The organism is Acinetobacter sp. ANC 4218, assembly GCF_002135245.1.
GTDB lineage: Bacteria > Pseudomonadota > Gammaproteobacteria > Pseudomonadales > Moraxellaceae > Acinetobacter.
In genome coordinates this window covers 88,037-103,497 of sequence record NZ_NEGD01000005.1, presented here as the reverse complement: position 1 = coordinate 103,497, position 15,461 = coordinate 88,037, and the positions used below count along the sequence as shown (strand labels likewise).

General features: G+C 40.3%; 10 protein-coding genes. 7 read left to right on the top strand and 3 right to left on the bottom strand.

Annotated features, from left to right (window positions below; translation table 11 throughout):
- Window positions 1–112 precede the first annotated feature (112 nt).
- A complete protein-coding gene (gene apbC / locus B9T38_RS06440) occupies window positions 113–1,390 on the top strand; it encodes an iron-sulfur cluster carrier protein ApbC (protein ID WP_086195997.1) in 1,278 nt (425 codons plus the stop codon).
- 183 nt (window positions 1,391–1,573) lie between these two features.
- On the opposite strand, the gene B9T38_RS06435 is transcribed toward apbC, so the two are convergent.
- Window positions 1,574–2,116, bottom strand: a complete 543-nt coding sequence (locus B9T38_RS06435) for a DUF2062 domain-containing protein (protein WP_086195996.1) — start codon at window positions 2,114–2,116, stop codon at window positions 1,574–1,576.
- A 276-nt stretch (window positions 2,117–2,392) separates the two neighbouring features.
- Here B9T38_RS06435 and B9T38_RS06430 point away from each other — a divergent pair, with 276 nt between their 5' ends.
- From B9T38_RS06430 to B9T38_RS06405, 6 genes are all read left to right on the top strand, one after another.
- On the top strand, window positions 2,393–2,986 hold the full coding sequence (locus tag B9T38_RS06430; RefSeq protein ID WP_086195995.1) for a LysE family translocator: 594 nt from the start codon (window positions 2,393–2,395) through the stop codon (window positions 2,984–2,986).
- 141 nt (window positions 2,987–3,127) lie between these two features.
- Window positions 3,128–3,697 (top strand): dCTP deaminase, encoded by a 570-nt coding sequence (gene dcd / locus B9T38_RS06425; protein WP_086174816.1) that lies wholly within the window; start codon window positions 3,128–3,130, stop codon window positions 3,695–3,697.
- A gap of 247 nt (window positions 3,698–3,944) precedes the next feature.
- Window positions 3,945–6,050 carry a hypothetical protein gene (locus tag B9T38_RS06420; protein ID WP_086195994.1) on the top strand — a complete coding sequence of 702 codons (2,106 nt, stop codon included), beginning with the start codon at window positions 3,945–3,947 and terminating at the stop codon, window positions 6,048–6,050.
- 35 nt (window positions 6,051–6,085) lie between these two features.
- Window positions 6,086–6,781 carry a hypothetical protein gene (locus B9T38_RS06415; protein ID WP_427929897.1) on the top strand — a complete coding sequence of 232 codons (696 nt, stop codon included), beginning with the start codon at window positions 6,086–6,088 and terminating at the stop codon, window positions 6,779–6,781.
- Between the two features lie 28 nt (window positions 6,782–6,809).
- Entirely contained in the window at window positions 6,810–9,134 is a 2,325-nt protein-coding gene (locus tag B9T38_RS06410) for a DUF6160 family protein (protein WP_086195993.1), read from the top strand.
- 39 nt (window positions 9,135–9,173) lie between these two features.
- Complete coding sequence (locus B9T38_RS06405; RefSeq protein WP_086195992.1) at window positions 9,174–10,466, top strand: DUF6160 family protein; 1,293 nt, start codon at window positions 9,174–9,176, stop codon at window positions 10,464–10,466.
- Window positions 10,467–10,518: 52 nt separating this feature from the next.
- On the opposite strand, the gene B9T38_RS06400 is transcribed toward B9T38_RS06405, so the two are convergent.
- Complete coding sequence (locus B9T38_RS06400; protein ID WP_086195991.1) at window positions 10,519–12,234, bottom strand: proline--tRNA ligase; 1,716 nt, start codon at window positions 12,232–12,234, stop codon at window positions 10,519–10,521.
- A 96-nt stretch (window positions 12,235–12,330) separates the two neighbouring features.
- Entirely contained in the window at window positions 12,331–15,435 is a 3,105-nt protein-coding gene (locus B9T38_RS06395; RefSeq protein ID WP_086195990.1) for an efflux RND transporter permease subunit, read from the bottom strand.
- Window positions 15,436–15,461: the final 26 nt, after the last annotated feature.

Below are 15,461 nucleotides of genomic sequence, written 5' to 3'. Positions count from 1 at the left end.
TATTTGGATTTATTCATACATTCATCAAGCTATAGAGAACTATGCTTAACCTTCGAGGCATTTAAAGCTAAACTATACTATTCAGCTGTATGTCCGTACTTGGAGTAAACTTATGTCGTGGCTTTCTTCGCTTAAATCTGTGTTTTCACCCGCGCAAGAGGTGAAGGAGGAAGAAATCCAGAATGTGTTACAGGGCTATATCTTGCCCAATTCCAAGCATGCCCTGAAAGACCGGATTACTCAGGTCAATGTAGAAGGTCAGGTATTACAAATCACTCTTCATACTTATCCTGAAGAAGCTGATCATTTACAACAAATTCATGATGATTTGGCCGATGCACTGGAAAAATGCGGCATCCGGGAACTGAATATGCATGTTATTCAACAAAAGCATAAACAGGATGAAAGCTGTTCTAATCCTGAGCATGGCAAACAGGGGCATAGCTGTGCAAGTGATGCACAGGCTTCAACGGCAGCTTCAGCGCAAAAACTTCCCCCTGTGGTAGATGCTGCCGGACAAACTGCTCCAGCTGAAAGCAAAGCTGCAGAAGATCCGAATAACCCACCAATCCAGAAACCGGCACCGCAGCAAAGAGATGTGCCCAAGCATCCACGCATTCAAAATGTGATCCTGGTTTCATCAGGTAAAGGGGGAGTGGGCAAATCGACCACCACCGTCAATCTTGCATTGGCTTTACAGAAACTTGGCTTAAAAGTCGGTGTTCTGGATGCAGATATCTATGGGCCGAGTATTCCAACCATGCTGGGCAATGCCGGACGTACGCCCATGATTGAAGCAGAAAACTTTGTTCCGCTGGATGCCTACGGTATGGCAGTACTCTCGATTGGACATCTAACCGGAGATAACAATACCCCGGTTGCCTGGCGTGGTCCCAAAGCGACTGGCGCTTTAATGCAATTATTTAATCAGACTTTGTGGCCAGACCTGGATGTATTGATGATTGATATGCCACCAGGGACAGGGGATATTCAATTAACTTTGGCGCAGCGTATTCCGGTGACCGGGGCAGTGATTGTCACCACCCCGCAAAATGTTGCCTTACTGGATGCAACCAAAGGCATTGAACTGTTTAATAAGGTCCAGATTCCGGTAATTGGTGTAGTGGAAAATATGTCGACCCATATCTGCTCTAATTGTGGTTATGAGGAACAGATTTTTGGTACAGGTGGAGGTGACAAATTGGCTGAACAATACCATATTCCCTTACTCGGGCGTTTACCGCTCAATGTGCAAATCCGTGAAAATGCCGATGCTGGTAAACCTTCTGTACTCGTGGGGGATGATGCAGCTGAAAGTTATATGGCGATTGCGCAAAAAATTGCCGATCAATTGCCGAAAGTAGAAAAACCACACAATAGAATTTTTTAAATTTACTGTCTGATTAAAGCAATATTTTCGAAAAGCCCAATGTTGTTTGGGCTTTAATTCCTTTAATTTTCTCTTGATGGGAGGAAATAAATCGGGGGATCAACAATTAGACAGAAGTTTATTTTATTGTTAAAGCGAATATGAATAGGCTAAATAGTGAAATATAGTTAAAAGATGCAATGATTATTGAAAATATCGGCGCCGTTTATGGTGCTGAATAATATTCCATCGCCACAATAATCGGGTAATCACGAAGAATACAATTGCAAAGATGAAAGCCTCTAGTACCAACCCGAATAATAAAATTTTCGCCAGACTCAAGTCGATGTGTCCATGCCCAAAGTGGGTGATAGCGTGGCTGATCTGATGCAACACCCCCAGCATCATATCCTGATCAATCATATTGACCTGGAAAATTTTGCTGCCTAACCAGAACCCCAGATACAGAATTGGAACCAGGGTAAAAGGATTGGTCAGCCAGGCAAGACATAAGCTCACAGGTAAATTGACTTCAAATAGCAATACCGTCAATACAATCAAAATACTGTGAAATGGTAAAGGTAGCATGCCCCAAAACGTGCCAATAAAAACAGCTTTTGAAATGGACTTTCTGTTCACATACCAAAGTAAAGGATTTAAGGTACGCTCACCAAAAATTTTCATTACTTTCATCCCTGCAACTTTTTGCGGTGAGGGAAGCCAGGACTGAAAGAACTGTTTTGCCATAAAAATAGGCCGCTTAAATGATGATGTATTGTGCCTGAATCGATCCCCCAGAGACAGATCAAGCCAGATAAATATAAATGATCAACCTTAAAATAGTATTTGTTGAAATTTTTTTTAACAAATGACTCAGGAGTTAAACTACAAAAATAACTTTAATTTATTGAAATTTAATAAATTAATAAAACAGATTGGGCAATTTTAAAAGATGTAAAATTTCTGATTTGCCAAGTACAATAAACTGATTTACTCTTCGTGCACTCTATAGAGAGATCGCATATGATTTCATGGTTATTCATTGGTTTAGTCATTAGCATTTTATTGACGCCTGGTCCAACAAATACCTTGCTTGCATCTTCCGGCATTCAGGTCGGTGTACGTAAATCATTACGATTGATTCCTGCTGAAGCGATTGGTTATTTAATTGCAATTACGCTTTGGGGCATGATCATTGGTAGCGTTTCAGCTAAATTTCCCATGCTTCCGACCTTGTTAAAGCTACTGAGTGCATTCTATATTATTTTCCTCGCCATTAAACTTTGGAAAACTGCCGATATTGAAGCAAGTTTTAATCTGCCGACCATCCGTGCCCGCGAATTGTTCTGTGCAACTTTACTCAATCCTAAAGCCTTACTATTTGCTTCGGCTGTTTTTCCAAGTACGGCATGGCTCAGTGTGAATAATTATGCTGCGCATATTGCAATGTTTCTGGTTCTCATTGTCCCGATTGCCTTGTTCTGGACATTTATTGGATCAATTCTGGCTTCTAATAAAGTACGCTGGTTAAATCAATCCAATTTGCAAAAGACTGCTTCTATCATCTTAATCAGTTTTTCAATTCCATTAAGTTATTCTGCTATTTTGAGTCTTTAAACTTTTAAGTCTTGAAATTACGGCGATGAAAATATACATTTTGTAAAAAAACACCTCATCGCCTGATCATTATTTTCATTGTAGCCAATTTCAGTTAAAGTACAGCGCAATAATCGAATTAACTATTTTTGGATTGAAATAATGGCAATTAAGTCTGATCGTTGGATTCGCGAAATGAGCGAAAAACACGGCATGATTGAACCGTATGCGGAAAACCAGGTACGTTATGATGAAACTGGTGAAAAACTCATTTCTTATGGTGTTTCAAGCTATGGTTATGATGTTCGTTGTGCACGCGAATTTAAAGTATTTACCAATGTTCATTCAGCAATTGTCGATCCAAAAAACTTTGATGATAAAAGCTTTATCGACATTGAATCCGATGTCTGTATTATTCCGCCCAATTCATTTGCTTTGGCTCGTACTGTAGAGTATTTCCGTATTCCGCGTAATGTTTTGACTGTATGTCTTGGTAAATCGACTTATGCACGCTGCGGTATTATTGTGAATGTCACTCCACTTGAACCAGAGTGGGAAGGACATGTGACACTGGAATTTTCAAATACCACCAACTTGCCAGCACGTATTTATGCAGGTGAAGGCGTTGCGCAAATGTTGTTCTTTGAATCTGATGAAGTATGTGAAACTTCATATAAAGACCGGGGTGGTAAGTATCAAGGACAAACCGGTGTGACTTTGCCAAAAGCATAAATATTACAAATAATTGAATAAGCGGATCATTTTGGTCCGCTTATTTTTTGCTTGCTTCATTCATCGGAAACTGTGTTCATTCGCCTAGTTTTTTTTTGCAATTGCAATAATATTCAGCATAATAAAAAGTTGAACAGACTTGGTCAGAACATTGTCGTCATGACAAATAAATAAAAATTCGACATACCAAGCATAGGACGAATTAAAAAATAATGATGCGGAGCATCTGATAAAAAGGAAGGTCGTGATGACTCAGAGTTGGAATAATACAAGATTTAAAAAATCTTGTTTGGCGAGCATGCTCGCAGCTTTACTTAGCCCATCAGTTTATGCGCTTGAATCCTTGTCAGATGATCATCTTTCTGAAACTACAGGTGAAGGCGTTGCTTTAGCCCTTGAAAATTTTAAGATGGTCTTTCAAGGTCCAAACGAAATTTCACAAGCTTCAAGTTATGGCAAAGGAATTGCCGATCCGGGACAGTATGATACGGGCTTTATCCGAATTATTCCGACCGGTGAAAATTATGAGCTGCTTGGTCAGCGTGCTTATACTAAAATTTATAATAAAGCTTATACGGATGCTTACTTAAGCGGGAAGGCTGCTAATTATAATGGTGTTTACGAAAATACTTATCAATCTGCTTATAATACTTATAGAACAAATAATTATACGACTGTTAACACAACTGTAAAGAATAACTATACAGCAGAATATCGAGGGAATGTGGTACAAAGTTACGTCGACTCTCCTTTGATGAAGCAATATTATCAACAACGTTATGATGATTATTATGATGGGAATTTGTGGCCATTAAGTGTAAAAGATGATGGTACAACTGAACCGGGGTCTGCCGAATCGACATTATGGTTAAAAGACAAATCCCAACAATATGCTACAAAAAATACATTAGAAATGATTGAATTGCTTTATGGCAATCGTTCAACTGAAAGTATACCTACAACTACCTATTCACAAAGTGTAACCAGGCAAAATACGATCGACACCACTGTTGCGAATCAACTGGAAGCTAAAACCCAAGCAGTACTTAATCAACAAGCTGCTGAATATGCGAAAAGCGTAGCCACTACAGCAAGTAATACTGCACTTGCTGAGGTTGAAGCTGAAGCCATTCGATTGGCAAAATTGGCAGCAGCTCAAGCTACAGTAGGAAGTTTAAGAACCAAAGCAGACGTTTTTATTTATGGTCTGGCTCTTTCTAAAAGTGATGGGTCCTTAAGTACCCGGTACAGTAATCAAGGTTTTAATTGGGGAACAGCAGCAAATCCATGGCTGATTCGTGCAGGTAATGTGGATACGATTCAGTTTGCAAAAGGCAATAAGGCCAATGTCGGTTATATTGCATTGGAGGCACCTTTAAAGCTAAAAGGAACAGATATCAGTGATACTTTTAAATTGGGCTTCTGGAGCGATATTTTTTCACGCCAATTAAATTCAAGTAATATGGTGGATCCGTTAACTGGAGCACCCACTTCTGGACTAGATAAAGATTATCGTTTGAGAACCCAGTTTATTGCCAATGGCTTGAATTTAAATGGGTCACAAGTTCGATTATTCCAAACATTACCAGCAACGAGCAATGCCAATTACAATCAAACTTTAGGCATGGCTGCAATTTTACGTCTAAATACTCATGATGATCCATCCATGCTAAAAGCAACGGATGCTGACCTGGATGCTCGTGGAATTAGAATGAGTACTGCTGCAAAAAAAGGCCCGGACAGCACTCCTGATCTATATGATGGTACCGCCGTCACTCCAGCGATTGACCGCTCATTAGCTCCTATATTTAATGATGTGGAAGGGATGTATTTATATAGTCCCAATATTAACCTGGTATTAGGGAATATGTATCAGCCTTTTATTTTAGGTTCTGAAGGTAACAATATTATTTTAGAAATTACCCGTATTCCAAATGTGCCAGAAATATATTCACAAATTTATACTTATTATAGTGATACAGACTCAACAACTGTATTGAAAGATAAAAATAATCAGAATATTGCGATGATCGATAAAGATGGAGTGACCTACACGAAACTTTCTGATTATTTAAAAGGTTCAACCTGTAATGTTTATAGTTGTGGTACTGAAATTACCACGACGGCAAATAATATTACTACGACTTATCAAGGTCGAAATGCAACCCATAGTAGTATCAGTATTGGTACGGTAGAACGGTCAGCTACAGGTAATTTGTTAAACGCCAACAAAACTGCAGATGCAACCGGTGTTGTCTTTAAAAATATTAATGGCCAGGCGACAAATTTAGGCTCAGTTGCAATTGATGGTGTACTCATTCAGCACCTAAAAATAAAAACAACAGGTTTATAGGAGAATAGGCTATGTATTCACGTATTAAAACTTCTATCCTGAACCTGGTTTGTTCAATTTCTATGTTGGCTTTTACCCCTATTGCAAATGCACAGTTAGTAGGTATGGCTAATGATGAGATGACTGATATATCCGGACAAGGTGGTGCAGATTTAAGTTGGACTCTATCGTTAAATCATCGTTATGCTAAAGATTTATCTCTAAAAAATATTTCAGTTTTTGATGCAACAGGTAAGGCAACAGAGGCATTCTATACTTATAGTTGTACTGATAATGTATTTTGCCGTTTAGCGATCGCACCGAATAATCATAAAGATGCTGCGGGTAATAAGAAATGGTTAGTTTTTAAAGGCATTCAAGGCACCTTACAAATTGATCAGTTTTCATTAGATGGTTCGACCATTATTAACCGTGACGGTAATCCTCAGACTGCATTACAAATTTCTTTTTTTGATGATAAGCCACTTAAAATTAGGAATTTAGGTTTTAATACTTTGGCGGTTGAAACAGGTGATGCAGGTGTTGAAGGGTATGCCAATAATATGATTTATAGCACCTATACAGAAAAAAAATCTGATGGAACAATAGTTGCAGGCTTAGATGTGCCGACATTTGATAAAAATACAGAAAAAGGCTTTATGGGCTTAAATATGCATGGCAATTTGCATATGTCAGGCAATTTAAAAATATTCAGTTTTAACTGTACAGGTGCAGGAACTGCGCGCTGTTAATTGAATAAAGCCAGATAGGGATATAAAAATGAAAAAAATAACAAAGTTAAAAATACTTACGGTAAGCATTTTGATTGCACAACAAAGCCATGCATTTGAGCAACTTTCTGATGATTATCTTGGCTCAGTAACCGGGCAAGATGGTATCAGCATTACACATGAGATCTCCAAGGCAACTATAAATGCTGTCAACTGGGTTGATTCTTCTTCGAAAGGTAATGCCAACGATTCATTGCTACGCCCTGATACCATGAAGATGGGGCTGAAAGATGTGACCCTGTCAGGTGTCAATAATCAATCGATTATTTCTACGCTTGACTTTGATGTGGGGACAACTGATCGAGGGGCGGGGATTCGCATAGAAGCCAATATTTCTCCATTTGAATTAGCTGTTAACAACCTCATGTTACTGTGTACTGATGCAACTAAATGTCAGATTCCTGAACAAAGTTTGGGTTCTCTCGATATCAAAACTAGTTCACCGCTTCGTTTACTTCTTCAAACGGAAGCAGGATTATTTAATCGAGATGAAACGGCACACCTTAATTTTCAATTGCAAAATGCCAGTATCAGTCATGGTTTAAACGGGCAAAAGCTCACTTTGAAAGATTTTAACTTCAATTTTTCTGGTGATGGCTATATGTATCTGAACTCTTATCAAGAAAGAACATCAAGCAGTTACATGGATGAAGGGATTGTCCTGACCACAAAGAGTCGTAATGGTGCCACGGATCATGTTGTAATGTTGGGACGAGTAGATGACAGCGATCCTGTCGCCAGTGCAAATTCACTGCCTGGTCGTGATACCGTACATTCATCAAGAACCAAGGCAACCAACCCAGGGGTAAATATTGACCTGCGTTATGGCAGTGATCCGAATCAGCAACGAAATTTAATTCGTATGGGGGCATCGGGCGCGGTAACCAATGCCACAATTTTCTTAAATGCCAATCAAAGTGGGATTACAGATTTTGGCCGTACTTCAACAGCGACATTAACAGGTTATGATGCGGTAGGGCTAGGCGGGCTGCATTTTGGTATTTCTGCCGATTTTACCCGTGAAGGGAATGCACTTTTAGGTACGAATCAGCCCCCAACAACCCTTGAAATTGGTCATACAGGTAATGGAAGTTATGCTATTGAATTTTCCAATTTATCACCATTAACTGTTCGTAATTCGAGTTCTAACACAGATTTAAATACCAAAAATGCCTATATTGATTTTGGTGACATTTATATTAATGCAATACAAGCAAAAAGTTTAGATTTTTTAATTAACGATAAAATTAAAAAGACTTTAGGGGTGAGCAATTTAGTTCAGACGCAGCAATTATCATCGCTTGAAAAAGGTAATGACTTTGCATTAATCGCTATACGTAGTATGGATTTTCAATCGATTGCACGTAAAGCACGGTTTATTGCGGATAACTCTTTAGCTGAAATTACCAATGATACCAGTAGCTGGGGAATTGGTATCCCTGTTTATAATCTGAATGCGAATATTGCGCTTGCAGGCACAGAATATACATCAAAAGTGGATGGTGGGACTAAAAAAGGAATTGCCTACAATGTAATGGCAACTACCGATGGTTATGGAATTGACACAAAAACGGGTGCAGCGAGTACTACATCATTAATTTTAATAGATGGAAAAAAAGGGCTGCACAATGAAGAAGTAAATTACTATGCCGGTTTACGTAATATTGATGCATTTGTCAAAGCCAAAGGCGTGATTGGTTACGAAGAGCAAGGAATCTACATTAGCGCCGATGATTTGCTTGTCGCTGCAAGTGCAGAAATGGCGATTGGTCAATTACCTGGTTCGCTCTATAACTGTACCAGTGGTTCTGTTAAATGTGGCAGTGTCGTTCCTGTTGATAATTTCGCCCGCAAAGATGATGTGCTGACTTCCATTGCCTTTAAACTGGATGGTAAAGGTGATTTGTTTATTATTCCCGGTATGAATGATAATGCAGAAAATAACTTCTTATCTTTCCGTGCTAACTTTGAATTTAATGCATTATCAGACACAGATAAATTGAACCCCAATATTTTGGGAAGCTACTTTAGTTTGATTAACGAAGATGTTGATGCGAATAACACGGTTGTGAAAACTTCAAGTATTAATTTGAATAAATTGCAAGGTGTCCTAGCGCTTGAATCACAAGTCAAGATGCAAAAAGATACTGTGGTATTTGATAATAAAGTGGATATTAATCCGGCCAAATCTTTGAATCAGGTATTCAGAACCGAATTATCGATGTCTACCATGCCGAATCAAATGCAGAAAATGGCAGATATTGCAATTACAGGGGGAAGTATTAGAAGTAATTTAGGTATTACTCCACGTTAACCTGTTTGAGAATAAATAAAAGAATAGGGATAGAATTTTATGAAAAAATTATTATTGGCAAGTTTGATTACTTCATCTATTGCAATACCAAGTTTAAGTCATGCAATGGTTGCTATGGATGATGATTCATTATCTGATGTAAGTGGTCAAGCATTATTGTCTATGGAATATAACGCGGGTTATAACGTTATTGATGCTAAAGGACAAAATGTAGACCAGACGAATCTGGGATTTTATAAATTGGGCCTGGAAGCTGAAATGGAAATCAACGCCAATATTAAAAAGCTGCAATTAGGTTGTGGTGGGGTGAATGGTATTGGCAAATGTGATATTGATATTGATAATATTTCTTTAAGTGGTTTGCAAGGCGCAAACTATACTTCTGATGATCGTGCGGCAAGCTCAGCCCTTATTACCAATCCATTTGTTGAGTTTGCTATTAAAAATCCAAAATCTGCTTCTACTCGTGAGGTTCTTGGCTTTCGTTTAAGTGCTGAAAAAATTGCTGGCTTAATGACAATAGGAACAGAAAACAGTAGTACGCCTAATGGTATTAACTCCTTTAGTGGTTATATGAAAACCAAGGCTTCTTCTGGGGTGGCAATTACAGATCCTCGAATTATGGATTATGCAGCAACGGGTCAATATATCGAAGGTGCTGTAACGGGAACATTGGTTGGTATTCCTTTAGAATTGCATTACAAGTCAAATGATTATTCATTTAACTTATCTTCAACAACTGCACCTTTTACCATTCCATCGATGATCGTATCTGGAACACGTATGACAGAAGCAGTCCTAAAAGGAACAGGAACAGTAAATCAAATAGATTTTTCTGGACCTTTAGCTGCACAGATTTCAGCATTAGGTTTAAATTTAACACTTAATAAAGATATTACCGGTTCTTTAACCGGCTTGCAGACAGATATTACCGTGAATCAAAATTTAGGTTTGATCCACTCTTTGTATTTAAATAATGCAAGTTCATTATCACTACAGACACAGCAAATATTGTGGCCAGGTGCATCGGTTGCTGCCAATCGAGGGTGGTGGTTAGCAATTGAAGATGAAGTGGATTTAGGGAGTATTAGTCCAACAACCAATGTAAAAATTACCGACGAAGTGCTTAAACAAACGATTGCAGGGATTAATCACGACTTAACCTCTAAGCCGCGTGAATGTGGGGATTTGGTTTTCGGATGTATTGCTGATTCAAAACTTGATGTGGGTGAAATTAAGAACCCTGCAATGATTAATTTCCCATTACAAAACTTAACCTTGCAAGGACAGAACTTTAAGTCGAACTGCTTTGGTGGGCTGAAATTCTGCTAATGAGGATATAAAAAATCCCGCAGTTAGCGGGATTTTTTATTTTAAAGATGAATTACTTTGCAATTTTAGCGAGCAATTCTTCTTTTGAAATATTGACAGATTCAGCATCACGGCGACCTTTATATTCAAAAGTCCCTGCATCCAAACCTTTCTCACCAATGACAATACGGTGTGGAATCCCGGTAATTTCAAGGTCAGAGAATTTCACCCCTGGACGCTCGTCACGGTCATCCAAAATCACGTCATAACCCGCAGCTTGCAGTTCTGCATAAAGTGCTTCAGCAGCTTCCAAAGTACGTGGTGATTTATGTGCATTCATTGGAACAATCGCAACTTCAAACGGTGCAATTGCAGAAGGCCAGATAATCCCTTTGTCATCGAAGTTCTGTTCAATGGCAGAGGCTACCACACGCGTTACACCAATACCGTAGCAACCCATGGTTACAATCGTCGGTTTGCCGTCTTTACCAAGCACTTTGCAGCCTAAAGCTTCAGAGTATTTTTGACCCAATTGGAAGATGTGACCAACTTCAATACCGCGTTTAATTTGCAGTGTACCTTTACCATCTGGAGATGGGTCACCTTCAACCACATTACGTAAGTCATAAACTTCAGTAAATGTTGCATCACGTTCCCAGTTGACACCTGTTGCATGTTTATCGGCTTCATTAGCACCGGCAACAAAATCAGAAAGCACAGATGCCGCGCGGTCAACAATCACGGTAATGCCTTTTTCAACCAGACCTTGTGGACCAATGAAACCAGTGGTTAAGCCAAGTTCAGCAATTTGAGCTTCAGTTGCGAATGTTAAAGGCGCAGCAATTAACGGATGCTTTTCAGCCTTAATTTCATTCAGTTCATGGTCGCCACGTAAGAATAAAGCAATTACTGGAATAGCTTTACCTTCTTCAGCGACACCCTGCACGAGCAAGGCTTTTACAGACTGTGCAGCATCGGTACCTAAGAAGGCAGATACATCGGCAATGGTTTTTTGAGCTGGTGTATCGACCAGTTTTAATTCCTGAGTTGCGGCCGCACGCTCACCGACAAGAATTGCTTCAGCCATTTCAACGTTGGCTGCATAGTCTGATTCGGTAGAAAAGGCGATATCATCTTCACCACTTGATGCTAAAACGTGGAATTCATGTGAACCTGAACCGCCAATTGAACCAGTGTCTGCCTGTACTGGACGGAAGTCTAAGCCCAAGCGGCCAAAGATACGGCAGTAAGTGTCGTACATGACATCATAGGTTTCTTGTAGTGAAGCTTGATCGATATGGAAAGAATAAGCATCTTTCATGATAAATTCACGTGAACGCATCACACCAAAACGTGGACGAACTTCATCACGGAATTTGGTTTGTACCTGATAGAAATTGATTGGCAGCTGTTTGTAGCTTTTCAATTCATTTCGTGCAAGATCGGTGATCACTTCTTCGTGTGTAGGGCCAAGTACAAAATCGTTATTATGACGGTCTTTGAAACGTAACAGTTCTGGACCATATTGCACAAAGCGGCCGGATTCTTCCCAAAGGCTTGAAGGCTGGGTTACTGGCATGAATACTTCCAGCGCTCCTGCACGGTTCATTTCTTCACGGACAATCGCTTCAACTTTATTTAGCACGCGTACGCCCATCGGCAACCAAGTGTATAAACCCGAAGCCAATTTACGAATCATCCCCGCACGTAACATGAGCTGATGTGAAATCACTTCAGCATCATTTGGGGTTTCTCTTAACGTAGCAAATAAAAAGCGACTCGCGCGCATGGAAACTGTCCTAATAATTAAGCGTTAAAGCATAAGATTATACGATAAAAAATGAGGTGAACATTTCAGAATGTCACCTCATGTCAAGTGGGTTTATTATGCCATGATTTTTCGGATTTGGCGCGTCATAAAATTCTTCAAGTCATCCAGGTAGGTGAAGATCACAGGAACCACAACCAGAGTCAATAGGGTGGAAGTGATTACGCCCCCAATCACGGCATGGGCCATGGGTGCAGTTTGTTCGCCACCTTCACCCAGACTCAATGCCAGAGGAATCATCCCCATCACCATGGCACTGGTGGTCATTAAAATAGGGCGTAGACGGGTTTTACCGGCTTCTATAATGGCATCGTAACGATCAACCCCACGATCCATGGCTTTTTTGATGAAGTCAATTAACAGGATAGCATTTTTGGTCACTAATCCCATCAGCATGATAATGCCAATAATGGAAAACAGGTTCATGGTGGAATTAAACAGGAATAAAGCCAGAAACACCCCAATCAGCGAGAGGGGAAGGGAAGCCATAATCGCAGCAGGATGAATGAAGCTGTTAAATTGTGAACCCAGTACAATATAGATGAACACAATGGAAAGGGTAATGGCGGTTAAGGCATAACCTGCCGATTCGGCCATGTCTTTATTTGCACCTTGCGTGGCAAAGCTATAACCGGGTGGTAAATCAAAGTTATCTTGAATTTTTTTAATGTCTTGACCGATATCCCCTGCAGGGCGGCCTGCTGTATTGGCTTCTACCAGTACTTCACGGGCCAAATCACGGCGGGTAATTTGCGATGCCCCCAAACTTTCTTCGAAGTTTGCCACACTGGCTAGAGGCACTAAAATAGGCTGGCCAGAAGCATCGGTTTTTTGTGAATTCAGATAAAGATTTTCAATATCGCTCGGTAAGGTGCGTCTGTTTTCAGTCAGGCGAAGATTAACATCATAGATTTCGCCTTTTTCATCTTGCCAGGTGGTAACGTTGTCGCCTGCAATTAAGGGACGAATGACACTGGCGATTTGATTGACAGAAAGACCTAAATCACTGGCAAGGACACGATTGATATGAACCGCCAAGGTGGGCTTAGGTTCTTTAAGTGAACTTTCAAGATCGACGATACCTTCGACTTTGGAAATTTCTGCCAGAAAGCGATCGGAGATTTTTTGCAGTTCGTTCAGGTCGGTGCCTTTAATGGAAATCAGGATCGGTTTTTGCCCTCCCGAAACCGTTTCATCTGCCGAAGCCACCGAGGTAATGGTAATACCCGCTACACTTTGCAAGCGCTGGCGAAACTCATTATTCAGTTGGGTCAGGGTCTTATCACGCTCCAGACGAGGAGTGACCTTGACGCGTATGCTGACATGGTTTTTACCACGATCCGTTACCCCATTGATAATGCTGTAGGTATTACGTACATCGGGATGCTGGCGCAGAATATTTTCTACTTGCAACAATTTGGCTTGTGAATATTCGAGTGAGGCATCTACAGGCGTTTCAAATTTAATCCGAATTTCGTTTTTATCTGGAACAGGAACAAATTCCGTACCAATCAATTTAGATAAACCCAATGCACCAAAAAGTGAAGCTGCGGCCACTATCAGGGTTAAAATACGGAAGTGTAGTGCCAGTTTTAACAGTTTTTCATAGTAATGGCTTAAATGATCAAGCCTGTTGGATATCCAGTTAAATAAGCGCTTGATTCTGCTGGGTTTCTTGTTTGTATTATGTTTTTCAGCCCAGTGTGCAGAAAGCATGGGATCGAGGGTAAAGCTGACAAACATTGAAATCAGCACGGCAGCGCTGACCGTTACTCCAAATTGATAGAAGAATTTACCGATAATACCTCCCATAAATGCAACCGGTAAAAATACCGCAACAATGGTCATTGTAGTGGCTAAAACCGCAAGTCCAATTTCTTTGGTGCCATCGAGTGCTGCCGTTACAGCATCTTTGCCCATATCGGCATGACGGACAATATTTTCCCGCACTACAATGGCATCATCAATCAACAGACCAATACTGAGGGATAGTGCCAGTAAGGTCATCATGTTGATGGTGAAGCCAAAAGCCCAAATAAAGGTCAAAGTCCCCAACAGGGAAATAGGTAAAGTCAGTCCGGTAATGGCAGTGGAACGAAAAGAACCCAAGAACAGCAAAACAATCAGAACAGCGAGAACTGCACCTTCAATAATGGTCCGTGCAACATCTTTAATACTGCCCCGAATTCCTTTGGAGCTATCGACGGCAACTTTAGCCACAGTACCCTCGGGTAGCTGTTGCTCGATTTTTTCTAGGATTTTATAGCTGGCATTGACCACATCAATTACATTGGAATCCGAATTGCGCAGAATATCAATCGCGACCGCAGCTTTACCATTTAAATAAGCACTGGATTCCAGATCGGCTTGACCATCTTCAATACTTGCCACCTGTTTTAGAAAAATAGGGGCACCATTTTTATTGGCAATAATCAGGTCACCAAACGATTGCGGGTGAATCACTTTGGATTTGATTTCCACCACCAGTTCAGATGTAGGCTGTTTTAAGGTTCCCCCCGGAACCTCAATATTTTCACCTTTCAAGGTATTGATGACTTTATCTACACCAATACCAAAGCTTTGCAGTTTATGCGGATCGACTTCAATACGAATCTGGCGTTGTGCATCGCCCAGTAAATTGACTGTACCCACGCCCGGCACGGTTCGAAGTTGCGGGACAATCTGCTGACTTAAATAGGAACTCAAGTCGCGTAAGGGCATGTTCTCCGATTCAAACACAATCGACATCACTGCATTGGCAGTAGGGTCATAACGTTCAACAACAGGATCCTTAATTTCATCTCGAAACTGGGCGGTAACTGGAGCAATCTTATCGCGAATATCCTGGGCGGCCACTGCAGAAGACATATCCAGATTAAATTCGACAATAATGGTCGACAGCCCTTCACTAGACTGAGAAATAATCTGTTTTAAACCTGAAATGGTATTGATCTGGTCTTCCATTTTTTTGGTAATTTCAGATTCAATGGTTTCAGGGGAGGCACCCGGATAGGAGGTATAGACCACAACAAATGGAAAATCGACATCGGGAAATTCTTCTATGCCCATGCGTTGCCAAGATGCCAGCCCCAGTACCAGTAAACACAACATCATCATGATGGTGAAAACAGGATATTTAACGCTAATTCGGGTAAACCACATAAGAACAATCCTGTACTTATTTTTTA

Excerpts from the sequence above, each read along its gene's own strand:
- B9T38_RS06395 (WP_086195990.1), bottom strand. The coding sequence starts at position 15,435 with ATGTGGTTTACCCGAATTAGCGTTAAATATCCTGTTTTCACCATCATG.
- B9T38_RS06405 (WP_086195992.1), top strand. The coding sequence starts at position 9,174 with ATGAAAAAATTATTATTGGCAAGTTTGATTACTTCATCTATTGCAATA.
- B9T38_RS06435 (WP_086195996.1), bottom strand. The coding sequence starts at position 2,116 with ATGGCAAAACAGTTCTTTCAGTCCTGGCTTCCCTCACCGCAAAAAGTT.
- B9T38_RS06400 (WP_086195991.1), bottom strand. The coding sequence starts at position 12,234 with ATGCGCGCGAGTCGCTTTTTATTTGCTACGTTAAGAGAAACCCCAAAT.
- B9T38_RS06430 (WP_086195995.1), top strand. The coding sequence starts at position 2,393 with ATGATTTCATGGTTATTCATTGGTTTAGTCATTAGCATTTTATTGACG.
- B9T38_RS06420 (WP_086195994.1), top strand. The coding sequence starts at position 3,945 with ATGACTCAGAGTTGGAATAATACAAGATTTAAAAAATCTTGTTTGGCG.
- B9T38_RS06410 (WP_086195993.1), top strand. The coding sequence starts at position 6,810 with ATGAAAAAAATAACAAAGTTAAAAATACTTACGGTAAGCATTTTGATT.
- apbC (WP_086195997.1), top strand. The coding sequence starts at position 113 with ATGTCGTGGCTTTCTTCGCTTAAATCTGTGTTTTCACCCGCGCAAGAG.
- dcd (WP_086174816.1), top strand. The coding sequence starts at position 3,128 with ATGGCAATTAAGTCTGATCGTTGGATTCGCGAAATGAGCGAAAAACAC.